The 23,576-nt window shown below is 42.5% G+C and carries 19 protein-coding genes; 7 read left to right on the plus strand and 12 right to left on the minus strand.

Annotated features, from left to right (window positions below; all coding sequences use genetic code 11):
* The first annotated feature begins 583 nt into the window (after nucleotides 1-583).
* Genes PSYC_RS03900 through PSYC_RS03910 form a run of 3 tightly spaced genes read left to right on the plus strand, consistent with a single transcriptional unit; the run spans nucleotide 584 to nucleotide 4,212 of the window.
* Nucleotides 584-1,618, plus strand: coding sequence for a TAXI family TRAP transporter solute-binding subunit (locus tag PSYC_RS03900; protein ID WP_011280027.1), 1,035 nt, complete (start codon nucleotides 584-586; stop codon nucleotides 1,616-1,618).
* Nucleotides 1,596-2,156: a DUF1850 domain-containing protein gene (locus PSYC_RS03905; protein WP_041757560.1), complete on the plus strand. Its 561-nt coding sequence runs from the start codon at nucleotides 1,596-1,598 to the stop codon at nucleotides 2,154-2,156. Before PSYC_RS03900 ends, PSYC_RS03905 begins: the two co-directional genes overlap by 23 nt.
* Nucleotides 2,128-4,212 carry a TRAP transporter permease gene (locus PSYC_RS03910; protein ID WP_011280029.1) on the plus strand — a complete coding sequence of 695 codons (2,085 nt, stop codon included), beginning with the start codon at nucleotides 2,128-2,130 and terminating at the stop codon, nucleotides 4,210-4,212. Before PSYC_RS03905 ends, PSYC_RS03910 begins: the two co-directional genes overlap by 29 nt.
* 134 nt (nucleotides 4,213-4,346) lie before the next feature.
* Here PSYC_RS03910 and lipA read toward each other — a convergent pair whose 3' ends face one another.
* Both lipA and PSYC_RS03920 read right to left on the minus strand, forming a co-directional pair.
* Nucleotides 4,347-5,390, minus strand: a complete 1,044-nt coding sequence (gene lipA, locus PSYC_RS03915) for a lipoyl synthase (RefSeq protein ID WP_011280030.1) — start codon at nucleotides 5,388-5,390, stop codon at nucleotides 4,347-4,349.
* A gap of 162 nt (nucleotides 5,391-5,552) precedes the next feature.
* On the minus strand, nucleotides 5,553-5,960 hold the full coding sequence (locus tag PSYC_RS03920; protein WP_041757966.1) for a carboxymuconolactone decarboxylase family protein: 408 nt from the start codon (nucleotides 5,958-5,960) through the stop codon (nucleotides 5,553-5,555).
* A gap of 667 nt (nucleotides 5,961-6,627) precedes the next feature.
* Here PSYC_RS03920 and acnB point away from each other — a divergent pair.
* Both acnB and PSYC_RS03930 read left to right on the plus strand, forming a co-directional pair.
* Nucleotides 6,628-9,231, plus strand: coding sequence for a bifunctional aconitate hydratase 2/2-methylisocitrate dehydratase (gene acnB, locus PSYC_RS03925; protein ID WP_011280032.1), 2,604 nt, complete (start codon nucleotides 6,628-6,630; stop codon nucleotides 9,229-9,231).
* Nucleotides 9,232-9,387: 156 nt separating this feature from the next.
* Nucleotides 9,388-10,314: a toll/interleukin-1 receptor domain-containing protein gene (locus tag PSYC_RS03930; RefSeq protein WP_041757563.1), complete on the plus strand. Its 927-nt coding sequence runs from the start codon at nucleotides 9,388-9,390 to the stop codon at nucleotides 10,312-10,314.
* Between the two features lie 83 nt (nucleotides 10,315-10,397).
* On the opposite strand, the gene PSYC_RS03935 is transcribed toward PSYC_RS03930, so the two are convergent.
* Nucleotides 10,398-11,195 carry an enoyl-CoA hydratase/isomerase family protein gene (locus tag PSYC_RS03935; protein ID WP_011280033.1) on the minus strand — a complete coding sequence of 266 codons (798 nt, stop codon included), beginning with the start codon at nucleotides 11,193-11,195 and terminating at the stop codon, nucleotides 10,398-10,400.
* A 54-nt stretch (nucleotides 11,196-11,249) separates the two neighbouring features.
* Between PSYC_RS03935 and PSYC_RS03940 the strand changes: the two genes are divergently transcribed.
* The gene (locus tag PSYC_RS03940; protein ID WP_227500353.1) at nucleotides 11,250-11,471 is read left to right on the plus strand and encodes a hypothetical protein; all 222 of its coding nucleotides are present in this window, start codon (nucleotides 11,250-11,252) and stop codon (nucleotides 11,469-11,471) included.
* Nucleotides 11,472-11,495: 24 nt separating this feature from the next.
* Here the strand turns inward: PSYC_RS03940 and PSYC_RS03945 are convergent, their stop codons facing one another.
* The 5 genes from PSYC_RS03945 to PSYC_RS03965 all read right to left on the minus strand — a co-directional run bounded on the left by PSYC_RS03945 (nucleotide 11,496) and on the right by PSYC_RS03965 (nucleotide 17,643).
* Nucleotides 11,496-12,560 carry an HpcH/HpaI aldolase/citrate lyase family protein gene (locus PSYC_RS03945; protein WP_148201651.1) on the minus strand — a complete coding sequence of 355 codons (1,065 nt, stop codon included), beginning with the start codon at nucleotides 12,558-12,560 and terminating at the stop codon, nucleotides 11,496-11,498.
* A gap of 74 nt (nucleotides 12,561-12,634) precedes the next feature.
* Complete coding sequence (locus PSYC_RS03950) at nucleotides 12,635-13,828, minus strand: cysteine protease StiP domain-containing protein (protein ID WP_011280036.1); 1,194 nt, start codon at nucleotides 13,826-13,828, stop codon at nucleotides 12,635-12,637.
* Nucleotides 13,829-13,890: 62 nt separating this feature from the next.
* Nucleotides 13,891-14,700 carry an HAD hydrolase family protein gene (locus tag PSYC_RS03955; protein WP_011280037.1) on the minus strand — a complete coding sequence of 270 codons (810 nt, stop codon included), beginning with the start codon at nucleotides 14,698-14,700 and terminating at the stop codon, nucleotides 13,891-13,893.
* A gap of 360 nt (nucleotides 14,701-15,060) precedes the next feature.
* Nucleotides 15,061-16,332: a phosphoribosyltransferase domain-containing protein gene (locus PSYC_RS03960; RefSeq protein WP_011280038.1), complete on the minus strand. Its 1,272-nt coding sequence runs from the start codon at nucleotides 16,330-16,332 to the stop codon at nucleotides 15,061-15,063.
* A gap of 135 nt (nucleotides 16,333-16,467) precedes the next feature.
* The gene (locus tag PSYC_RS03965) at nucleotides 16,468-17,643 is read right to left on the minus strand and encodes an ATP-grasp domain-containing protein (protein ID WP_011280039.1); all 1,176 of its coding nucleotides are present in this window, start codon (nucleotides 17,641-17,643) and stop codon (nucleotides 16,468-16,470) included.
* 464 nt (nucleotides 17,644-18,107) lie between these two features.
* On the opposite strand from PSYC_RS03965, the gene PSYC_RS03970 reads away from it, so the two are divergent.
* A complete protein-coding gene (locus PSYC_RS03970) occupies nucleotides 18,108-19,367 on the plus strand; it encodes a TerD family protein (RefSeq protein ID WP_011280040.1) in 1,260 nt (419 codons plus the stop codon).
* A gap of 258 nt (nucleotides 19,368-19,625) precedes the next feature.
* Here PSYC_RS03970 and PSYC_RS03975 read toward each other — a convergent pair whose 3' ends face one another.
* The 4 genes from PSYC_RS03975 to PSYC_RS03990 all read right to left on the minus strand — a co-directional run bounded on the left by PSYC_RS03975 (nucleotide 19,626) and on the right by PSYC_RS03990 (nucleotide 23,491).
* Nucleotides 19,626-20,234, minus strand: coding sequence for a TerD family protein (locus tag PSYC_RS03975; RefSeq protein ID WP_011280041.1), 609 nt, complete (start codon nucleotides 20,232-20,234; stop codon nucleotides 19,626-19,628).
* A gap of 34 nt (nucleotides 20,235-20,268) precedes the next feature.
* Nucleotides 20,269-21,021, minus strand: a complete 753-nt coding sequence (locus PSYC_RS03980) for a TIGR00266 family protein (RefSeq protein ID WP_011280042.1) — start codon at nucleotides 21,019-21,021, stop codon at nucleotides 20,269-20,271.
* Nucleotides 21,022-21,235: 214 nt separating this feature from the next.
* Nucleotides 21,236-21,811 carry a TerD family protein gene (locus PSYC_RS03985; RefSeq protein WP_011280043.1) on the minus strand — a complete coding sequence of 192 codons (576 nt, stop codon included), beginning with the start codon at nucleotides 21,809-21,811 and terminating at the stop codon, nucleotides 21,236-21,238.
* Nucleotides 21,812-22,423: 612 nt separating this feature from the next.
* Nucleotides 22,424-23,491 (minus strand): DUF475 domain-containing protein, encoded by a 1,068-nt coding sequence (locus PSYC_RS03990; protein ID WP_011280044.1) that lies wholly within the window; start codon nucleotides 23,489-23,491, stop codon nucleotides 22,424-22,426.
* Nucleotides 23,492-23,576: the final 85 nt, after the last annotated feature.

The following is a 23,576-nucleotide window of genomic DNA, read 5'->3' on the forward strand; positions in this document are numbered from 1 at the left end:
GTGCCTACGCAGACAGAGGCTGCAAAAAATTTACACCAGCAATACTGTAGCGACTTTAAAGTATTTCAACTATATACATCAAGACAGTTAAAAAGTCATCTTACTAGAACTCAATATTGATGACAAAGGAAATATGAACGTGCTATTAGAATATCTCTTAACAACTGTTCTTATATCAAATTATGTCATGGTGAAAAGAGTTGTAAATATTCCAGTAGGGGTATGTCCTTATAGATATAAAGGTTTACAAGGCGGTTAAAGTTTGTTTAAATAACTTACAATATGAAACTTAGTATCGCTTAGCGAAACAAGAAGGTGGTATTTAGTAAATAGTAGTTCTCAATTCTGAATAAATCTCGATTTATAGTCAGGATAAGGGCTAGCGAGAAAAACAATATAGCAATATAAAGCTTCTCATGTTTTAATTAGATAGACTATTTTTTATGGCGAGCTCGTTACAACAGAGTGATTAAAAAGCCATCTAAAATAGCACGTTGCTAGTATGACGAATATGGATAGCGCTATCATATTCGAGTCATACTTTTATAAGTCCATTTGCTTTATTTTATCAAGGAAGAAAATAATGAAGTCCATTTATAAAACGCCTTTACTTGCGGCAATGATAGCAGCTAGTATGATGCTGGTTGCCTGTTCAGACAAAGCGGCTACTGATAGCGCAGCTACTGACAGTACGGCTGCCGATGGCGCTGTTACTGACACCGCTGCCACAGCAAATGACAAGCTTGAAACCAAATTTGTTACTATCGCTACAGGCGGCGCGTCAGGTCCTTATAATATTATCGGGACGTCTTTGGCAGAGATTTATGCCAAAACCTTTGGCGTCAACTCAAAGACTCAAACGACAGGCGCCTCAGTAGAAAACGTCAATCTGTTGACACAAGGTAAAGTTGATATGGTATTGGCCCTTAGTGATGTGGTCACTGATGCGGTTGAAGGTAAAAATAACTTTGATGCGCCAATCACTAATATTCAACAAATTGCCGTATTGTATCCTAACGTAATTCAGTTGGTTGCCACTCAAGATTCTGGAATCAAAAATATTGAAGACTTAAAAGGCAAGCGTATTGCTGTTGGCGATCAAGGATCTGGCACAGAAGTGAATGCTCGGACATTACTAGAAGGGTTTGGCTTGACTTATGATGATGTCGAGGTGGATTATTTAGGCTTTGCTGATGCTGCAGATGCGATGAAAGCTGGCAAAATTGAGGCGGCATTTTTTAGTAGTGGCTTACCAAACTCTTCATTATTAGAGCTAGAGCAAGGCATTAAGTTGCAGTTGGTCACCATCAATCAAGATAAGCTTAAAAAAATTATTGAGACCAAACCTTACTTTAAGACTTTTGAGATTCCTGCCGGTACCTATGGTAATGATGCTGCTATTCCAACAACAGCTGTCATGAACGCCTTATTAGTGCGTTCTGATATGTCTGAGGATGACGTTTATAAACTGACCAAAGCTTTATTTGATAATTTAGAAGGTTTGAAAAATGCCCACCAAGCGGCCGCTGATATCAGTTTAGAGACGGCGCAGCAAGGTATGGTAGCGCCTATTCATCCAGGAGCCAAAAAATACTATGATGAGCAAGCAGCTAAATAAGCGCTCATGGCTATGGTTATTAACTGGCGCAACACTTATTGTTGCGCTAGTTTTTTTTACGCTATGGGCCGTGTCTACACGCCAGTCTGTAATCGAAGTGCGAGTTGATGGCGTTGAGGATACTGATGAATCTGATAAAGTGGTCTGTTATTTCATCGAACCCAACTTCCAACTGCGATGGATACATTCTGTAGAAAAACAATGGTGGGAGGAGCAGTATCTTCGCGAAAGCGATGGGTTACTGCTGACCACCACCTATTTTCAAGCTTTCGGTGCGGGCACCCCATCAACTGAAGCGCTTGCTTCAGTACAAAAACCTGGCTATGTAGGTTATCAAATCAATGAAAGACTCCCTCATCTGGACTGGGTGGTATCCCGGCTAACTAAAGGTGAAATTGATTATGCTGCCTATCGGATTTTGATTCATCAATGGGTGCCAGATTACTCAGAGGTAACGATTACGCCCAAAGCGTATAATATAATGGATAGATTTAATAAGGACTTGTGCCATGAACTCTCAAGTGACGGATCACAATAGCGCATCCACCATGTCTAGCGAAGATGCCAATTTGTCGAAGCATCCGGACCTTCATGTAGATACTGATGTTGACGATGACGATGATGTTGATCCTAGTGTCACACAGGCGATATTAGAAAAATACGATCGAGAATCTATTACGCGTCATATCACCCAAGGTCCAGTGAAGTATATTATTGCTGCGATCTGTATTTTCTACTCCATTTTTCACTTATACATCACCTTTAATCCAATGCCCTCACTACTACAGCGCTCTGTGCATGTGGGCGTTGGGTTTGCTTTGATTTTTTTGATTTTCCCTGCCAGTAAAAAAAGCAGCCGTAAGAAAGTGGCATGGTATGACTGGATTTGGTTTTTACTGTCCTTCTCTGGGATGGCCTATCTCATATATGAGTACCAAGAAATTGTGACTTCTCGCGGTGGTATGGCAAATTCGGTCGATGTGATATTTTCTATTATTACGGTCATCTGTGTCCTTGAAGGTAGTCGACGCATCACTGGTTGGATATTGCCCATATTGGCGTCGATATTTTTGCTCTATCCATTTATAAGTCATTTAGACTTTATGCCAAATCGTTTGCTCACTCGGCCATATGATTTTGGCGATATTTTTGGTCAGCTATTTTTGAAGACTGAAGGACTGTACTCCGTTGCGATTGGCGCGTCAGTGACTTTTATCTTTCTGTTTATTTTGTTTGGCGCATTTTTGGCGCGTTCTGGAATGGGTCAGCTATTTAATGATTTGGCATTGGCGCTGGCAGGGGATAAAAAAGGCGGACCTGCTAAGGTTGCTGTGATTTCAAGCGGCTTTATGGGCAGTATCAATGGCTCAGCCTTATCAAACGTAGTCAGTACCGGCGCGTTTACCATCCCTTTGATGAAAAAGGTCGGTTATCATAAAGATTTTGCTGGGGCAGTAGAGGCCAGTGCCTCAGTCGGTGGTCAGATATTACCGCCTATCATGGGTGCCAGTGCTTTTATTATGGCGGAGACAACAGGCCTACCGTATAGCACCATTGCTTTGGCGGCGTTATTACCTGCTATTCTCTATTATCTCGGCGTTATCGCACAGGTACATTTTCGTGCCGGTCGCCGAGACTTAAAAGGCATGGCAAAAGAGAGTCTGCCGCAGGTAAAAGAGGTATTAAAAGCGCGCGGTCATATGCTATTGCCGATTGTGTTTTTGATATATTTATTAATACAAAATGTACCAGTAGGTTATGCCGCTGCTTATACCATTGGCTTTACTGTCGTCATCAGTATGCTACGCAAAGAGACACGCATGGGCTTCAAGGATATCTTGGGTGCTCTAGAAGATGGTGCTCGCCAGTCATTAGCAGTGATGGCAGCTTGTGCGGTCGTGGGTATTATCATCGGAGTAGTCAGTTTGACCAGCTTTGGTACGGTGATGACTTCTTCAATTGTCACCTTGGGTGCAGGGTCTTTATTGCTTACTTTGATTTTGACTATGCTAGCTTCGATGGTCTTGGGTATGGGATTGCCCTCCATTCCTGCTTATATCATTACCGCAACCATGGCAGCGCCAGCTTTAGCTGGGTTTGATATTCCTATTTTATCAGCGCATATGTTTGTCTTCTATTTTGGCGTGTTTGCTAACATTACCCCGCCAGTCTGTCTAGCAGCCTTTGCTGGTGCTGGTATCTCTGGCGGTGACCCGATGACAACAGGATACTTGTCATTAAAGTTAGCGTTAGCAGGTTTTATCGTCCCGTTTATGTTTATTTATAATCCTGCGATGTTGATGATTGACCCGACAGATCTTGCTGTCACGGCTAAAGCGTTTCCTCTGCCACCTGTAATCGATATTGTTATTGCTGTTGTGACGTCTGTCATTGGTGTGATTGGGCTTAGCGCGGCGTTAGAGGGTTATTTTAAAAGTGACATGAATGTCGTTACACGCTTAATATTGGCATTAGGTGCATTATTGCTGATTTATCCTGGGCTTATCACAGGTGTAATAGGTGGCGTAATAGTACTGGGTATCGCGGCGTTTAATATAAAAGGTAGTAAGGCGCCAACCGCTTTAAGTGTTTAACATTGAAACGCTGCTGCTTTAAGTGAAACAGAAGATTTAGAAGCATAGAAAAGGGCGAATAGTAGATATCTGCTATTCGCCCTTTGTATATTTTAAGATTCGTCATTTTACGTTGATATAGTGACGACTCTCACTTAACAGCCAAGCTTACCTTCTGCTGCTAAGGCTTTTTTGCTACGGATAGGTGCTGGGCAATCTTCGCCGTAGTATTGACGATCAGCAAAATAGCTTGAGCGCACCATAGGACCTGCCCAAATGTTAAAGAAGCCAATCTTTTTGCCATAGTCCATATAACGCTGGAATTCATCAGGATGCACATAGCGATCGACTGGCGCATGGTCTTTACTTGGTTGTAAGTACTGACCAACGGTAATCATATCGACGTTATGCGCTTTTAGATCATCAAGTAGCTTATAGATTTCTTCTTCTGTTTCACCAAGCCCAACCATAAAGCCGCATTTGGTGGCAATATCAGGGCGACGCTCTTTATAGATCTTGAGCAAGTCTAATGAATGCTGATAATCAGAGCCTGGACGGAAGGCTTTATATAAACGAGGCACCGTTTCGATATTGTGGTTAAAGACGTCAGGCGCAGTTTCAGTCAATAAGTCTAACGCTATATCCATACGGCCACGGAAATCTGGCACCAAAATCTCGATTAAGCAATTTGGGCTGAGTGCGCGAGATTCGTTCAATACTTCAACGAAATGCGCGGCGCCGCCATCTTTTAAATCATCACGGTCAACAGAGGTAATGACGGCATATTTAAGACCCAAACCTTGAATGGTCTCAGCAGTATGGCGCGGCTCATCTTTATCTAACTCATTGGGGCGACCATGTCCGACATCACAGAACGGGCAACGACGCGTACAGATATCACCCATAATCATAAAGGTGGCGGTACCATCGGCAAAACACTGCGGCAGGTTAGGGCAGGCAGCTTCTTCACAAACGGTGTAAAGCTTTTGCTCACGCAAGGTAGATTTGATACGTGCGACTTCAGCAGGTGAAGACAGCTTTACCCGAATCCAATCTGGCTTTTTCTTTGCCTCGACAGTCGGGATGATTTTAATTGGAATACGTGCAACTTTATCGTAGCCACGTAATTTTTCGCCTTGGATGGCTTTTTTGGGTTTTGCACGGGCAGCAGGCATGTGCGTTTGTACGGCGTTTGTCATAATAAAATTATCTCTTAACCCTTGATAGAATAAGGGTTTATGGAATTATTAGAATGCTTTATGAATCGAGTTATTATAGCAGATATCAGGTTGGCAGTTTTTATGCAATTGTATGAGGGTTACCTTATTAAGGCTACTATGAATACGCGATTTAGCATAGTTTCATTTATCTATATTAATATTCAACTCATTTAGCACTTCTATGGCGGCACGAAACGCTTCTTGAGTGGCAGGTGCACCGCAATAAGGCAAGCTGTGCATCAAGACTTCTCGAATTTCAGCGACACTCGCACCATTATTAATCGCCCCTCGAATGTGTCCTTTGAGCTCGTTTGGGCTTTTTTGAGCAATCAAAAAACCAATAGTGATAAGCGAGCGATATTTGCGCGGCAGTACTGAGTCATCTTGCCACGTACTGCCCCAAGCGTGTTCGATGATCCAGTCTTGTAATGGCTGAGTAAAGGACGTCGCCGAGTCAAGCGAGCGTTTAACGTGCTCTGCGCCCATTACCTCGGTACGAACTTTTAAACCGTTGTCATAATTGGCGTTTTGGTTAGGGTTATGACTCATACTGTGAGTGGTGTTGCGATCTTCGATCTCTTTATTATCCATTGTAATCCTTGATTTTATGGTTACATCCTTTGCATTTAATGAGTGTATTCTTATCAAACATTATAACAGTCGAGGGTGTTTTATTTAACCGCTAATCGAGATATATAGTCGGTGAAAAGTAATATCGATACAACACGTATTGCTGGTACAAATTTTTCTTGCTTGCTGTGCCTACGCAGACAGAGGCTGCAAAAAATTTATACCAGCAATACGGTAGCGACTTTAAAGTATTTCAACTATAGTTGATTCCATTTAACAGTAACGACGTATAACAATAACGCCTTACTAAGGCAGCAGCGCTGTATTATTTTTTAAGTGAATAGGTGGTCGTAATAGTACTTTACTGCGAACACATTTTGAATGGTAAGCGACAAAATAAGACCTCAGTATGAAAAGTTCAGTATTTATGATATAGGCACCATTAGTCATGTTATTTATGGCACTATTTTTATAATAAATGTCCAATATGGCCTTATTATGCGCCTTTTCTCGACTCAGCCATTAACTTTTTAAGCATTTTGAGCTATGATTGCACGGATAATTATTCAATGCAGTACATCGATGTAGGCTGTCATCCTGACTACTCACGTGATGTACTGGTCACCAACCGACGAGGACGACTATTGTGTTAGAAGCTTATCGTAAACATGTCGCAGAACGTGCTGAGCTAGGAATTGTACCACTTCCACTAAATGAGAAGCAGGTAGTAGAATTGGTTGAGCTACTCAAAAACCCACCAGCGGGCGAAGATGCGTTCTTGATGGACTTGCTGGAAAATCGTATTCCTGCCGGTGTTGACCAAGCTGCTTATGTTAAAGCGGCATTTTTAGCGGCTATCGTAAAAGGCGAAGCAACGTCACCTCTTTTGTCTAAGAAAAAAGCGGTTCAAATCTTGGGTACCATGCAAGGTGGTTACAACGTTCAACCGTTGGTTGCTGCTCTTGATGATGCAGAAGTGGCACAAGAAGCGGCCGATGCGTTGAAAAAAACTTTATTGGTATTTGATGCGTTCAATGATGTGACCGAAAAAGCCGAAGCGGGCAATACCATTGCTAAAGAAGTCGTTCAATCATGGGCGGATGCTGAGTGGTTCTTGAGCCGTGATGCTGTACCAGCAAAGACGACTTACACGACATTCAAAGTAACTGGCGAAACCAATACGGATGATTTGTCTCCTGCGCAAGATGCGTGGAGCCGTCCTGATATTCCATTGCATTCATTGGCCATGCACAAAAACTCTCGCGACGGTATCATCGCTGACGAAGAGGGTGTGGTTGGTTCTATGAAACAGATTGAAGCGCTAAAAGAAAAAGGCCATCAGTTGGCTTATGTTGGTGACGTAGTAGGTACCGGCTCTAGCCGTAAATCAGCGACCAACTCAGTATTGTGGTTGATGGGCGATGATATCCCTAACGTGCCAAACAAACGTGGTGGCGGTCTAGTACTAGGTAACAATATTGCCCCTATCTTCTTTAACACTATGGAAGATTCAGGCGCACTCCCTATCGATGGCGTCAACGTCGATAATTTAAATATGGGTGATGTATTCGATATCTATCCGTATGAAGGCAAAATCACTAAGCATGACTCTGATGAAGTGCTGTCAACGTTTAAGCTAAACTCGCCAACATTGCTTGACGAAGTTCGTGCTGGTGGTCGTATTCCACTAATCGTTGGTCGTGGTCTAACCAATCGTGCTCGTGAATATATGGGTCTTAGTCATTCAGACGTATTTGCTAAGCCAGAAGAGCCGGTAGATACGGGTAAAGGCTTCACGCTAGCGCAAAAAATGGTTGGTAAAGCTTGTGGCATGCAAGGCGTACGCCCTGGTATGTACTGTGAGCCAAAAATTACCACTGTAGGAAGTCAGGATACCACTGGTCCAATGACCCGTGATGAGCTGAAAGACTTGGCATGTTTGGGCTTCCAAGCAGACCTAGTTATGCAATCATTCTGTCATACGGCCGCTTATCCAAAGCCAGTTGACGTTGAGACTCAGCATACACTACCTGATTTTATCATGAACCGTGGCGGCGTAAGCTTACGTCCAGGCGATGGCATCATTCATTCATGGTTGAACCGTATGCTACTTCCAGATACCGTTGGTACTGGTGGTGACTCGCATACTCGTTTCCCAATGGGCATCTCTTTCCCAGCGGGTTCTGGTCTAGTAGCATTTGCTGCTGCAACGGGTGTGATGCCACTTGATATGCCTGAATCTGTCCGTGTTCGTTTCATCGGTGAGCGCCAAGCTGGCATCACATTACGTGACTTGGTACATGCTATTCCTTATCAAGCGATCAAAGAAGGCTATTTGACCGTTGATAAAAAAGGAAAAATCAACGAGTTTAACGGTCGTATCCTTGAGATTGAAGGTCTAGAAGACTTAACGGCTGAGCAAGCGTTTGAATTGTCTGATGCGTCAGCTGAGCGTAGTGCTGCTGGTTGTACGATCACTTTATCTGAAGCGTCAGTGACTGAGTATCTAAACTCAAACATCACGCTACTTAAATGGATGATCTCAGAAGGCTATGGCGATGCGCGTACGATTAGCCGCCGTGTTGAACAAATGCAAGAGTGGTTGGCGAATCCAAGCTTATTGCGTGCTGACGAAGATGCAGAGTATGCTATCGATATGGTTATCGATATGTCTGAAATCAAAGAGCCGATTCTTTGCTGCCCGAACGATCCAGACGATGCAAAAACCTTAGCTGACGTGGCTGGTGATACCATTGATGAAGTATTCATTGGTTCATGTATGACTAACATTGGTCACTTCCGTGCTGCCGGTAAATTGCTACAAGACGTACCAGCAGGTAGCTTGAAAACTCGTCTATGGATTGCGCCACCGACTAAGATGGATGCGCGTCAGTTGATGGAAGAAGGTTACTATAATATTTATGCCCAAGCCGGTGCTCGTACTGAGATGCCAGGTTGTTCATTGTGTATGGGTAACCAAGCACGTATCGCACCGAACTCTACTGCGGTATCGACCTCAACTCGTAACTTCCCGAACCGTTTAGGTCAAGGTGCTAACGTATATCTAGCATCAGCTGAGTTGGCTTCTGTTGCTGCGGTATTGGGTAAATTACCAACGAATGAAGAGTATCAGCAGTACGCTGGTATGCTTGATAGCATGGGTGAAGAGGTGTATCAGTACATGAACTTCGACCGTATGGAGTCTTATACTGAAGAAGCCGATAAAATTAACGTTGCTCAGTTGAGCTAGTTTTTGCTTTAAACAAAGTTTAATCTGTTTAGAAAAAGAAAACCCCGTATCGTCATGATGCGGGGTTTTTTGTAGTGTAGGCTTAATATCTGATAATATCAGAATGTATTTAAATACTTACTTATTGTAATCACTAGAATCTAAATAGGAAAATTTATGAGCGTCTCTTCAAAGTGTTTTATCTCATATTCTCACGATAATGATCTTCACAAAGAGTGGGTATTGAATCTTGCTACAAGATTAATGAAAAACGGCGTAGATATAATTTTAGATCAATGGGATGTAAGGTTAGGTGGCGATCTGCCGTCATTCATGGAAAGTGGATTAACTGAAGCAGATCGAGTGATATGTATTTGCACAGAGGCGTACGTTTCGAAAGCTAATAGGGGTTCTGGCGGTGTTGGTTATGAAAAAATGATTTTAACGTCAGAATTAATGAGTAATATAAATTCTAAAAAAATAATACCTCTTATAAAGAGTAACGATGCGCCCAAGGTAACTCCAGTATTCCTTCAAACAAAAGCTTATGTAGATTTCCGTGATGAAAATAACTACGAAGCACGTTATATTGAGTTGATACATGAGATACATGGTGAATATACTAAGGCTCGACCAGCATTAGGTAGTAATCCATTTGAAGCTTCTGAAAGTCCAATAGCACTGATGACCAGCATAAGTATGAGTCAATATTCAAACCCAAATTTTAGCGGTGAAGTTGAGTTCGATTATGAAAACAACAATGGTCGCTATATCATTGGTGCAGGTAGTATGCAATTCGAGCTAAGTTTTTCCAGTGCTGGCAATGGTTCAATCCACATTTATAATGACCCTAAGAATATAGAAGGTATAGCTTTAGCCTATGAGGTCAACTCTTTTTCCGATATAACTGATGCATCATTGTTTGATTATACTTCTAGATCACGTACTCCTAAAACTGGTGAGTTTATTACTTTAGTAAATCAAAACGGGTTTTTTGCTGTTGTTAAAATTGGTGATATAAAAGCTAGAAGTCATGGAGCAGAAAGATCGTCTATATCATTCGAATATAGAATAAATCAAAAGAAAGAAACTGGATTCGAGTGAGCTTTTACTTAACAAGTTACTTAACCGAATGAAGCTGAGTACGGGCGCTTATAGATTTGCAATACTCAGCTTTACATAAGAACCTACTTACCAATATAAACCGGCTTACGTTTCTCCATAAATGCTGTAATACCTTCTTTAAAATCATCGGTTTTGGCGAGCATCGTTTGTTGATCCACTTCCATATCTAGCGCTTCATTCAACCCCATATAAGCATGCGTATTAATCATGTGCTTCATCGATGCTAATGCTTTTCCGGGCAGGTTGCTCAGACGCGTTGCCAACGCTAACACGCTAGCATCTAGCTTATCGCTACTGACCACATCATTCACCAAGTTTAAGCGTGCCATATCTTCTGCTTTGAGCTTATCGCCTAGCATGACCATTTCAGTGGTCTTTGCGACGCCAATCAATTGATTCAATAAATAAATACCACCAGCATCTGGAATCAGACCGATATTGACAAAGGCTTGTACAAATTTGGCATTCTCGCTTGCTATGCGAAAATCACAAGTCAGTGCCAAGTTCATCCCAGCGCCAGCGACCGCACCTTCTAATTTGGCGATAATGGGCTTATGGATATTACGCAGCTTTAAGCTAATCTCAGCCACTTCACCAACCATGAAGTTTAGCTTATCCGACAATGCCTCGCTTTCCATGCCGTTTTCTAACATTTCACCGATATGTCCGCCACTTGAAAAATTATTGTTGGCGCCCTGCAAAACAATGACTCGTACTTGCTCGTCTTCATCCGCTTTGGTCAGTGCTGCCATCATGGCATCTTTGAGCACAGTACTAAAAGCGTTCAAGGTTTTAGGGTCGTTCATTGTGATGGTGGCGATATGGTTTTCTGCTTGGTATTCGACGAGAGCTTGTGACATTTTGGATATCCTTAAGAGAGTGTTCTAGATAATGATGGTCATAAAAAGGTGATATTGGCAATAAGTCAGACAAATAATGCAGTGCCAATTATTCATGTCAATGATGTCGATATTTATTATGAAGACAGCGCGCCAAACGACAAGCAAAAGCCTGTCAAGGTATTCGCTCATGGTTTGCTATGGAATACGCGCATGTATGACAAGCAAGTTATCGTTGTATTGCGTTTGATTTTCGGGGGTCAGTTCAATCAAATTTATGATAACGGCTTTTTTTAACGCTTTTAAAAGGTTGTTTGTAACTTATAAGCGTGCTGTATAGTTGTTATTGCTATCATTAATGGTGCCAAATACTTGAGCTCGATTGACGATTTCTGTTGCCCAAGCGCGATGGGTAGCAGGCTCTAGCATAGTATTGTTATATTTAAAGACCGCTTTTGCCTCGCTATGCAAGATTGCCTGCGCCTCATCTAAAATGCTAAGCGGTACGCAATAGGCTTGCTGTACCAAGGCAATTTGGCTGGGATGAATGACCGTTTTACCAACCAGCCCCAAACTCACATCACGCGTCAGCTCTTGCATAAATAGTGTTGGCTCATCCAAATACTCAAACACCGGTGCCGAGAGATAGAAGCCATGCGGCACAAAACAACCAAGCAGCTGATAGGCAAGCGTGCCAACGGGTGTGTCATAGACAAGGCTATTTTTAGGACGGCGCAAGCGCAGCGCTGCAAATAAATCATTACCACCGATACGCAAGGCAAATACGGGCTGGCTAAAGGCTTCTTTAAAACCAATAGCCAACTCTTGATTGTGATGCGGATTAAATAATGCTGCCGTCTCAAGCGTCGGCATCAATAGCATGTTAGTACTAAGATTCTGGCACGCCATGCGCCAATTAGACAGGCTATACATATCGACCTTGGGCATCACAAAACCATCAATCAAATCGATATGAGAAAAATTCGATAACTGCTCTAGCATGACGGGATGGCGCGGACGTACAAATACCAACGGGCGCGTTGGCTGCTCGGGCTGTATATCGGCTTGCTGTGTCGGCTCATTGATACTATCGACGTGCGTTGCCCACGTATGCAGCAGTATTTGCAGGCGCTCAAGTGCCACCTCAACATCATTGTGGCTGACGGCATCTTCTAGGCAGATGATAATACTATTAATCGTCGGTAATTTATCACGCTTGATTACTTGCCAAATATCTTGGCGTGTCGCTGGCATATACAAGCTCGCCCCCAACTGATACGGATGATGCATATGAGGCTTGAGCATGGCATGACGCTCAGTAATCAGATAGGCATAAGACTGGGTGTTTTGATAAAGATGGGACTCGTTATTTGGCATATCTGACATAATGGGCATCGTATAATAGTGGTAAATGAATAGGCATAACCGAACGGTTGAAACATTAGGCGCAAAACGATAAATCATTCATTGTCTGTGGCGCGCTGCTTGATGAGCGTAATCGCTTGATAAGGCAGTATTTTATCACCTAACACACGGATAGGGATATGTCGCTGTGCACATAAATGGCGCAATAATATGGTATCAGGATGCTCAGCGCTTGCCAGCAGAATACACTCGGGGTCGCGGCGTAATATCGCGCGTGTCGCCTCAGCGATGGTTGGCTTAATACGATTGCGATTGGTAATATTATATTCTGCTGCCAGCGTATCTATTAAGTCTGCGGTCTGATAGCGAGGTTGCTTATATGTTGGCAAGCATTGTAAAGGCGTGCTCAATATACTCAATGTGAGCCTTGTGGCATCAATACAATCGATAAAGGCTAGGCTATGATCCGCCTCTATTAAATTATCATAAAAGACACTGCGATGCAGCCCTAACTCTGGTTCAGTATATAAGCTACGTGATATGAGACCCGATACGGTACTGTTCAATAAACCCGATGGAATCAGCCAGTCTTCTTCACTAGCAGCAAGCCAAGCAACGCCAGCCGGATCAGCAAGGGTAAGTAGCGGTATAACATCCATACCTTGATGGAAAATATTGGCAAAGTTAGGGTGGTTAGGATCGGCAAATGCTTCTAGACTATGCGCCAGTTCTTGATAAATGGCACCTTTACCGGTCCAACCATCGACAAATACAATCGGGCTATGAGGGTGGTTATTTAATATCATCTGTAAAGCAACCGGATCCAAACCACGATCTCGGATGATGCTGACACCGTAATGGATACTTGGTAAAGCATAGCTGCTATTAGTATCTGCCAATGCGTGTTGCAACAGCACGCCAATCGGTAAACCGGCGCGCACGAGGCTGACCAATATCAACGGGCTCTCATTATTGACGTTTGGCTGAAAAACCTGCTGTAGCGTATAGGCCAAATTGGCAATATCAGTAGCCGCTTTTGCTTTGCCTTGCTCTAACGCCTCGATATACAGCTGCTCGTGCATGGCACTTGGCGCATCTTCCAAGGTCAGCATATCAGAGTAATGACGCTGCCCACTTTGGATTAGCGCTTCTTTATGACTGACAGGCACATCAGCAACGGCATCTTTATCCACGATATCGAGCAGCACAGTGACATCGCTAGCAAGATAGCTACCTGAACCATATTGGGATAAATTGGCTGTTTGAGTATTATGGTTATTTGGAGTCATGGTAGAAATATTGGTACTCACTTAATGATAATATGCTTGAGATTGCAATGAAAATAAAAGCTCTATTGTTGAGTATGAAGCTGCCCGTGATTGGGCATGCCGTACCAGTCAAGTAATTGCAGGAATGGCAGGTCTGCCAGACTATCACCAAAACCAAAGCTTGGGCGCTGATGATCCAAGTGCTGCTCTAATAAAAACTGCACCGCATGACGCTTATGAACAGCATGCGGTAATATGGCTAAATTATTAGCATTCACATGCACATAAAAATGTGCATCAAAATCTGGTATTAGCGTTGGTAGCTGTGTAGCCAACTCTGCCAATGCTTGATGATCTTTTTGCGTATGTTTGATCGCTAAATAAATGGTCAGTTCGCTGTCGATAAAAGTATCGGTATGCGGGGTAAGTTTTAAATCGTTATGAGTTCTATCGCTTTCTTTACTATAGCTATTCACCCACTCGGTCAGCTGATTGATCTTATCTTGTAATGGGATAAGCGCATTATACATATGCTGTTGCCATGTGCTTAGTGGCTCACCATCAGAGGTTAAAATAACCGCGCCATGGGTTAATACTTGCCAGCTATTAAAGAGCAGCTTGACGCGCTTAATCTCCAGACGATCACGTGCTGTGACGGCTATCAATTCAGTGCTGGCAAGCAGCCAATTAAAGAATGCCGCCTGGCGCTGACTCATAAAGCTTAACGGCTCGCCTTGTTTATTGACGGTGGCGCAAACCAAATTTTCAGGTTCAGTCGTTGGTAATTCCCAAGCATCAATTTTACGTTGGGTCTGAAAGAGCGTATCGTCCAAATCCATTAGCGCATAAGGCTTAATGATGTTTGAACTGGGTTGGAAAAATAGGAAGGTCATTATGTTTTCCAAAGATAAAAATGATGACAAGGCTGTTTAGATATGGCTTGAATACGGATATTTCAATTCAGACAGTATAACGATAATCATAAAAAAGGTCAGAATAAATCAACAATATAGTTGAAATGCTTTACGGTCGCTACCGTATTGCTGGTGTAAATTTTTTGCAGCCTCTGTCTGCGTAGGCACAGCAAGCAAGAAAAATTTGCACCAGTAGTACGTGTTGTATCGATGTTACTTTTCACCGACTATAAAAGCGCAAAATTGCCAAAAGAGGATTGGATTTAGCGAACTTGGGATTAGGTAGATAAGTTTAAATGATTGGAGAATAGGTAGGTAATATCTATATTAAATGAGCGCCTATTTAGGGCTCACTATCAGTACATTGTCTAAATCTTGCCACATTGCATCAACACCATCGGCGGACGTTTCCACACACAATACAATCAAATCCCAGTTGCTAGGGTCAACGTTATAAGCAAAGTTGGTCATACCAAGCCCGTAATTATCATGAAAGCTTAACATCGTGCTAATACCGCCACCAAGTGCAATCGGTGAGCGGGTTAATGCACTAAATTTAATCACTTGATTATCAATAACGGTATCGGCATTTTGTTCAAGCCATTCCGCTAATAAAAATGGCAACCATACGAATTCATTACTGCCCAATACCAATATTTTTTGTGGCAATTGAGCGTTATCAAACGCGGTTTGACCATCAAAAATTGCAAATGTAGTTTGAAAACTTGCTAGGTAATTAGCAAAGCCATCCGTGCTATCTAGCGTTGGAAAGCGTCCCCAATGACCAGTATGAGCTAATGCTTGACTGCCAGCCTCAGTCGTATCAACTGATGGCATAATAATAGGCTCAGGATTGGGCGCGTCGGTCCATTTCCAAGCGCCAGATAGCAGATGATGGCGGTAAAAATCAATATTTGGCAAGCGGCTGGCAATCGTATCATCGGCTTTAGCATCAGTCTGATTCTGATTTAGGGACCAATCAACCAAGGTTGTGAGATGCACTTGCTGCAATTGCATCAGTCCCGCATTGCGTAGCGCCGTGACGACATTAACACAAGTATTACCCGTTGATGCTTCGTCATCGACCATAATTAGGGTTTTGCTAGCAAGCAGCTGCGCTTGGGTCACTTTGTCGGCACTTTGATAAATCAGATGCTGACTGGCATGACTGTGGTCTTCGCTAAAGGTAGTTAACAAATTATTGGTATTATCATTATCGTGTTGGGCGTGACGGGTAGAATTCAATAATAAAGCCTGTGGATAGCGCGTTTGTAGCGCTTGATGCACACCCGCAGATAAGCCAACCGCTGTCTCTGCCATCCCGATGACCAAAATTGGCTCAGGCAAATCATCAGGTACTAGGTTTGCCAAATCAGTAAAGGCGTCACGCATGGTGCTCGGTGCCACCGGAATATGACGACCTAAGACTTTTGACACAAATAAAAACGCCCGTTTTGGGTTGATACGTTGAGCAAAATCAAGCAAATCTTCAAGCTGATAACGGCTACTTTCTTTAAGGTCATTGTTACCACTAGCAGCGTTAGTCTGATAGGTTAGATCAAGCGTACCGCGAGGTAAGGTGATGGTCGTGCTGTGTTGCTTATTTGACATTAATGTTCCTTTGGACTTTCTACTCTATAGATTTAGCGCGACTGATTAATCCTAAGATTTAACTTTAACAGCTCACCAGTGATAACGCCTTGATACGTCTTGTATATCAAACAATATTCACAATACTTGCTTTTATTACTCGAGAATCTCTTCCTCGATATCTGCTTCAATTTTGACACTCATCATGATGGAGCGTACTTGGCACGGCGTAATTTGCTGTGCGATATCCGCAAGCTTTGGTTTTTCACTTAAACCGAGCCAATAAGCAAAACCAACTTGAGTCAAATCTACACCGCTATGAGTGGTGTAATCAATACCGCCAGAGGGGCGACTGTTAATCTCAAGCACTCGGTGCTGACCATCATCATCGGCTTTGGTTTGTACGCTAACGATACCATCGCAGCCAAAGGCTTTTATTAGTGGAATGACCACATCCATAACTGATTGCTCATAACCAATATGTTGGATTTTCCCCGTTTTATAACGGGTGACGGCGGCCAATACTTCGCCGTATTCACAGACGACATCGATAGAGTATTCTTGCCCTGATAAAAAAGGCATCAGTAACATGGGAATCGGGTGCTCATGCACCATTAGACTATTGGCGTAAGCATTGATAAATTGCGCGGTATTGATTTTTTTCTCTTCAGTAAAGTATAAATGCTCAAAACTGTCATATTGCTCACCTTCTTCTTTACCCGTCTCTTTAACTTTGCCTAGTCGCCAAAATCCTTGTGCAAAAATACCCGTCACTGGTTTGACACATAACGGCTGATGACCGTGTTTGGCAAGTAAAGCCTCAAGCTCTGCCACACTATCAAAGCGCCACGCATCTGCAACAGGGATATCATGCTCATGGCACTGTTGCATAAAAGCAAACTTATCATCGATTGATTCTAGTGCTGCAACGCTGGTCGCACCCGTTAACAAACGAATACCGGCGGCAGTAAATTTTTCCCGTTGGGCTTCGTAATCGATACCATTGCGTCCAGTGAGTAACACTTTTACGTTATTGTTTTTGGCTTGCTCTAAGACAAATTCCCAACGCGGTATCAATGTCTCAACGGATTCGATTATTGCTTGCTCATCACTATCTGTCGCAGTTACAGAAGGTTCTCGGTATACGATATCGGCAAATTCAAAAATCTCAGGTCTATTGTGGCGGTGTGAAGCAATGATAGTAAAAGGTGTGTTAGATTGGGATTTTAAAGCTTGCAGGCTGGCGAGCATATCACGCTGGCTTGATTGACCTTCAGCCAACCAAACAGCGTTTAACTTTGTATGATGACTATTGTTAACAGGGTTATCCATAATTCTCTCAGCATTCTTTTAAATAATAGGGTTTTGGATCACTCAATATCGTCATCACAAAGTGATTAGCAATCTAATACATGATCAAATAATCTCAGAAATAGCATTTGTATATAACGGGCTCTATTATATACAAATGCTAGACGTTATAAATGCTTCCAATTAAATAGCATCAAGGATTTTTACTGTTTTTTATAATGTTTTTTGACGTTTTATGAGACGCTGGTTCTGACTAAGGTTTTGGTGCCATCCATGCTACTATATGGCGATATAGTCGATTCCAAATAAAGTAGATACATCATGTTTTGACGCGGCACTGGTATAAATTTTTCTGGCGTGCTGTGCCTGCGCAGACAGAGGCTGCAAAAAATTCATTCCAGTCCCGCTGTATCGTTTTTATACTGGGCTTACTATAGTCAATCTAATAAATACAGCGACACAATCAATCATTTAAAGGATAAAAAATGAGTCAACCTCAAGCACTGATTGCTGGTGCCAATGCGCCACTACCAACTGACAATATCAGTATTCGTATTTTAAGCCAAAATGCCATCGATTGCGCCGCTTACCGTTTGACCGCGGATGGCAAAGTGCGCGGTGATGGCGATATGATATTTTATGGGCAGACACGTAGCGATGATGGTAGCGTCGGCTTTCGCGGTCATGACAGCGATGGATTTTTTGATATTAATTTAACAGCGCAACCTGCCAATATTGAGAAGATTGCTTTAGCGTTTTCTAGCGCGCAAACGCTTGCTCAAGTCGGCGATGTAGATATCCAGGTATTGCAAGGCAGCCAAGTGCTGATAACTTGCCAATTAAGTGCTGTTGGACGTAATGAAAAAGCCATCATTTTAGCAGAATGTTATCGCCGGCAGGGCAGTTGGAAGTTTCGCTTTATTGCTCAAGGTTTTGAAGGCGGTCTTAAACCTTTGTCTGAGCATTTCGGTGTTGAAATTGCCGATGAAGCGCCTGCTCAATCTCAAGCTCAGACTATTAATACACAGCGACCGATCAACACGCAAAAAGCTGGTAGTGCGCCTCAAACAAGTACGCCACCGCCAATACCTGCCAGCTCTACTAGCCCTTCAATTAACCTGAGTAAAATCACCTTAACCAAAAATCAATCTAGCATCAATCTTAAAAAGCGCGATGACTTTGGTAAAATCTCTGTCAATTTAAACTGGAATCAGCGTCCAGATACCAGCAAGCAAGCGCCCAAAAAAGGGCTACTTGGCGATTTGTTTAAGCAACATAAAGCTGGCGGCATAGATCTTGATGTTGGCGCGATGATTCATCTGAAAAATGGTGAAAAGACCCTGATTCAAGCTTTAGGCAATCGCTTTGGTAGCTTGCAGTCAGCGCCTTACGTTTTATTGCGTGCTGATGATAGAACGGGACAAACGAATGGTGGCGAATGGCTGGATATTAATGGTCAGCAGTGGTCACAGATTGAAGAGGTGTTTATCTTTGCTTTTATCTATGAAGGGGCACCAAATTGGTCGCAAACAGATGGGGTAGTGACCATTCATGTGCCAGACCAGCCACCGATTGAAACACGTTTGACAGAAGGTGCAGGTAACTTACCAATGTGCGCTATTGCGCGTCTGGTCAATCAACAAGGCAGTATTAATGTTGAGCGTATTAATGAGTACTTTAAAGGACATCAAGAGATGGATAAAGCTTTTAATTGGGGCTTTAGTTGGAAACGTGGCAGTAAGTAACGACTGTATTTATATGCTTTAACAAACGTAAAAAATCAGTCCATCTATTGTTAGATGGGCTGATTTTTATGCGCAATTTTTATAAACGATAAGACGAGATATCATTTCAAAAATTATAGCTATAGTCGGTGAAAAGTAATATCGATACAACAGGTACTACTGGTGCAAATTTTTCTTGCTTGCTGTGCCTACGCAGACAGAGGCTGCAAAAAATTTACACCAGCAATACGGTAGCGACTTTAAAGTATTTCAACTATATTAAGCATGCGGGGTGATAGCAGGCATCAAGTCATGGAAAGTACGACCAGTCGCCGTTTCACCGATGGCATGCATTTTCCACTCATTATTATGGCGGTAAACTTTTGCCATAATCATCGCTGTATGAGTACCTTGCGACGACAAATTATAGCGTGCTACTTCAGTATTGTTATTGGCATTGACGATACGGCAAAACGCATTTTCTACTGTCTCAAACGTCTGACCAGTAAAGCTGTTCACGGTAAATACCAAGGACACTACGTTAGCTGGGACTTTTGATAAATCAACATTGATCACTTCATCGTCACCATCGCCGTCACCGGTGCGGTTATCACCAGTGTGCACGATACTGCCATCTTTTGATTTTAATTGGCTAAACCAAATGGCATCCACTGGCTGTTTGTTGCTATCAAACATGATGCATGACGCATCTAAATCGATAGAATCGCCGCCACTACCGCCGCCGAACAATTTACCTAAAAACCCACCTTTTTTATCTTGTGGAGCTTGGGCAACATCCCAGCCTAGACCTAATTTTACTTGGGTAAGATCGCCGCCAGCTTCTTTGCTTAGGGAGATTTTTTGACCCTTTTGTAAACTAACTGCCATGTGATAATCCTTAGAATAGTTGTATGAGAAATTGCTATAAAATATTACCAAGTAATCCGCTATTGCCGCCGCGACCGCCTGAGCTGGTACCTAAGATGCTTTGCAGCCAACCTTGGTAGCTGTCACGGTTGCGTGAGCAAATAATGACTTTGCCTGATCCCGAAAAGTTCAATACCATGCCTTCGCCACTGGTGACTGAATTAATGATATTGCTCATGATGCCTTTTTTCTTGCTGGTGGATACAGAGAGCTTATAATCAAGCGTCGAGTCCCAACAGACCACATGACCATTATCGATAATGACATCTTTATCTGGGGTCACATCAATCTCAAATAATGAACCAAAACCCGATACCACCACCTGACCTTGACCTTGCGTCTGCATGACCATAAAGCCGCCGGTATCACCAAAGACTGCGCCACCTAAGTTACGTTGAATATGGGCTCTGATATCGACGCCAATTTGCGCCGCGACAAAAGCACCATCGCTCAAGGTATATTGATGTTTGCCACAATCAATGATTTGCATATCGCCGTCTAGCGTTGGTGCCAGTAAGCAATCGCCTTCACCATTTACCGCTTCAATTTGCTGCTGAAAAAGTGACTCATCATTAGCAAAACGGCGCATCAATGACTGCATCAGTCCACCTTGCAACTTACCTTTTAGCTCAAGATTTGATTCCATCATCACCATAGCATTGGCTTCGCAATAGATTGAATCGCCTTTTTTAAGAGTGCAATGTAAGAAGGGTTCAATAGTTCCGATTAAGCTAAACGTTGCAGCCATAGGTCAAAAGTCCTTGTTCTAATATTTTTATAAGTCTATTTTTAGAGGGTGTAGCAAGTATCTTCTGTCAATATCGTTTAGCGATTAAAGCCATAGCTACTTAAATTTAAAGCCATCAAATGTCTTAAACAACACACTTGATGGCTTATAGATTTCGTAAGTGAATAGTTACTTACGATAGTTGGCCTGCGACACGCTTAAGTCAATTAGACTATTAAACGTTGACGCCGTAAGAGGCCGCTAATGGTCCAAGACCACCGCTGAAACCTTGACCAACCGCGCGGAATTTCCAGTCGCCACTATGACGATATAATTCACCAAAAATCATCGCTGTTTCGGTACTGCCGTCTTCTGATAGGTCATAACGAGCGATTTCAGCGTCGCCATTGTCGTTCAAAACACGGATATAAGCGTCACCCACTTGACCGAAATTTTGGTTGCGAGCTTGACCTTCATAGATGATGGCACAGATAGCGACTTTGCTTACGTCAGCTGGAATGCTCGCAAGGTTGATTTTGATTTTTTCATCATCGCCATCACCTTCACCGGTACGGTTGTCGCCTGTGTGTTCAACCGCGCCATTGTCTGACTTTAGGTTGTTAAAGAAGATGAAATCTTGATCATTACGTACTTGACCTGCTTCATTGACCAAAAAGCCAATCGCATCTAAGTCAAATTCTTGACCGTCAGTGGCGCGTGGATCCCAGCCTAGACCGACAGTAATATTGGTTAAACCTGGCGCTTCTTTTGATAAGTTTACGTTGCCGCCTTTTGTTAAGCTAATAGCCATATAAATATCCTTTGGATTAATAATTAAGTGGATTGATTGATAAAAAAATAAACTCAAATAGTGCAGTGGTCGAGATATAGACGCCGTTAGAAAAAATCCATCTGTACGCCATGCCCTGCATATCATTACGATTTACTATACTAAGCGTTTGCTCACTAAGCAAGGCGTATTTTGTGCGCTGATGTTGTGTTTACTAATAGATATAGCAATTGTGCAAATCTGATACTTTCTAACCATCCCGATAACAAGCGTTAAGATATTGTTATCAAAAATGAATTTCTTAGATACTAAAGTTGGTACTGAGGTTTCAATGTCGAAGCTATAGTCGGTGAAAAATAATATCGATACAACACGTACTGCTGGTGCAAATTTTTCTTGCTTGCTGTGCCTACGCAGACAGAGGCTGCAAAAAATTTACACCAGCAATACTGTAGCGACTTTAAAGTATTTCAACTATAGCTGTTAAGCAAAATCTAATGATATAAATTGCCGGTAAAATAAAAAAGGTAAAAAAACAAGCTATACCAATTGCTCGATATAACCTGTTATTAGTAACGCTTTGAGATAAAATCTTTTTACGTTATGTTATTTACACACCCTGTTATATAAACACTAGGTAATCGACTTTGCTTGTTGCTTGCGATATTTGAGTGAAGCAAGCAATGCCCAACCGATAAAGGCAATACCAATCAAACCAGTAATAAGCTCTGGTACATGGAATTTCACCGATAGTAGCATGATAATTGCCAAGGCACCGATGGCATAATGTGCGCCATGTTCAAGATAGATGAACTCATCAAGCGTGCCTTTGTCGACCAAGAAGATGGTCATCGAACGCACAAACATAGCACCAATGGCAAGACCAAGCATAATCACGATAACGTCATTGGTAATCGCAAATGCGCCAATCACGCCATCGAAACTGAATGAGGCATCAAGGACTTCTAAGTATAAAAAGCCGATAATACCGCCTTTCATAATCGCGCTGGTCGCTGCTGCGCCAGAACCATTCTCTTCGTTTTCTAAGTCTTCTTCAAGGTCACCCTCGAGCATACCAGAGATAACTTGGACGCCAAGATAGACCAAGATACCCCATACACCAGCAATCAGTACGGCAGAACCTTGTTCAGCATTGGCCCATGATACGGCAAACATCAGGACAATAAGCGCGACAAACACGCTCATGGCATCGACTTTGCCCAATTTTGCCAAACGGCTCTCAAGCCAATGGAACCAATGGACTTCTTTATCATCAAAGATAAAGTTTAAGAATACCAGTAACAAGAAAATACCACCAAAGGCTGAGATTTCAGCATGATGTGCCATTAGTCTTGCCGAGTATTCTTCTGGTTGATATAACGCTAGATTGATTACTTCCATCATACCAAGGTCGGCAGTCACTGCAACGATGACAATCGGGAATACTAAGCGCATACCGAATACAGCAATTAAAATACCAACGGTTAAAAATATCTTTTTCCAAAATTCGTCCCAGCCTTTAAGGACTGAAGCGTTGACCACCGCATTATCAAATGATAATGAAATCTCCATGACGGCCAAAATAGCAGTAATAGATAGAGTGGTTATTAAGCCGCCCATACCACCATGTGAATATCCCCACCATGCAGCTACCATCAATGCGATAGCTGTGAAGATGAAGTCTAAATAAAAATGTCTCATGACACATCCTGTCTGGTTGCGTAAAGCTAAGGTTGTCTATTATAGACACAGCATAAAAAAAGCGGTTATTACTAACCACTTTTTA

Origin of the sequence: Psychrobacter arcticus 273-4, assembly GCF_000012305.1 — a bacterium.
Lineage (GTDB): Bacteria > Pseudomonadota > Gammaproteobacteria > Pseudomonadales > Moraxellaceae > Psychrobacter > Psychrobacter arcticus.

Bases quoted from the DNA above. Each gene is read 5' to 3' on its own strand.
- PSYC_RS03900 (WP_011280027.1), top strand. From the start codon at position 584: ATGAAGTCCATTTATAAAACGCCTTTACTTGCGGCAATGATAGCAGCT.
- PSYC_RS03905 (WP_041757560.1), top strand. From the start codon at position 1,596: ATGATGAGCAAGCAGCTAAATAAGCGCTCATGGCTATGGTTATTAACT.
- PSYC_RS03910 (WP_011280029.1), top strand. From the start codon at position 2,128: ATGAACTCTCAAGTGACGGATCACAATAGCGCATCCACCATGTCTAGC.
- lipA (WP_011280030.1), bottom strand. From the start codon at position 5,390: ATGACAAACGCCGTACAAACGCACATGCCTGCTGCCCGTGCAAAACCC.
- PSYC_RS03920 (WP_041757966.1), bottom strand. From the start codon at position 5,960: ATGAGTCATAACCCTAACCAAAACGCCAATTATGACAACGGTTTAAAA.
- PSYC_RS03930 (WP_041757563.1), top strand. From the start codon at position 9,388: ATGAGCGTCTCTTCAAAGTGTTTTATCTCATATTCTCACGATAATGAT.
- PSYC_RS03935 (WP_011280033.1), bottom strand. From the start codon at position 11,195: ATGTCACAAGCTCTCGTCGAATACCAAGCAGAAAACCATATCGCCACC.
- PSYC_RS03945 (WP_148201651.1), bottom strand. From the start codon at position 12,560: ATGTCAGATATGCCAAATAACGAGTCCCATCTTTATCAAAACACCCAG.
- PSYC_RS03950 (WP_011280036.1), bottom strand. From the start codon at position 13,828: ATGACTCCAAATAACCATAATACTCAAACAGCCAATTTATCCCAATAT.
- PSYC_RS03955 (WP_011280037.1), bottom strand. From the start codon at position 14,700: ATGACCTTCCTATTTTTCCAACCCAGTTCAAACATCATTAAGCCTTAT.
- PSYC_RS03960 (WP_011280038.1), bottom strand. From the start codon at position 16,332: ATGTCAAATAAGCAACACAGCACGACCATCACCTTACCTCGCGGTACG.
- PSYC_RS03965 (WP_011280039.1), bottom strand. From the start codon at position 17,643: ATGGATAACCCTGTTAACAATAGTCATCATACAAAGTTAAACGCTGTT.
- PSYC_RS03970 (WP_011280040.1), top strand. From the start codon at position 18,108: ATGAGTCAACCTCAAGCACTGATTGCTGGTGCCAATGCGCCACTACCA.
- PSYC_RS03975 (WP_011280041.1), bottom strand. From the start codon at position 20,234: ATGGCAGTTAGTTTACAAAAGGGTCAAAAAATCTCCCTAAGCAAAGAA.
- PSYC_RS03980 (WP_011280042.1), bottom strand. From the start codon at position 21,021: ATGGCTGCAACGTTTAGCTTAATCGGAACTATTGAACCCTTCTTACAT.
- PSYC_RS03985 (WP_011280043.1), bottom strand. From the start codon at position 21,811: ATGGCTATTAGCTTAACAAAAGGCGGCAACGTAAACTTATCAAAAGAA.
- PSYC_RS03990 (WP_011280044.1), bottom strand. From the start codon at position 23,491: ATGAGACATTTTTATTTAGACTTCATCTTCACAGCTATCGCATTGATG.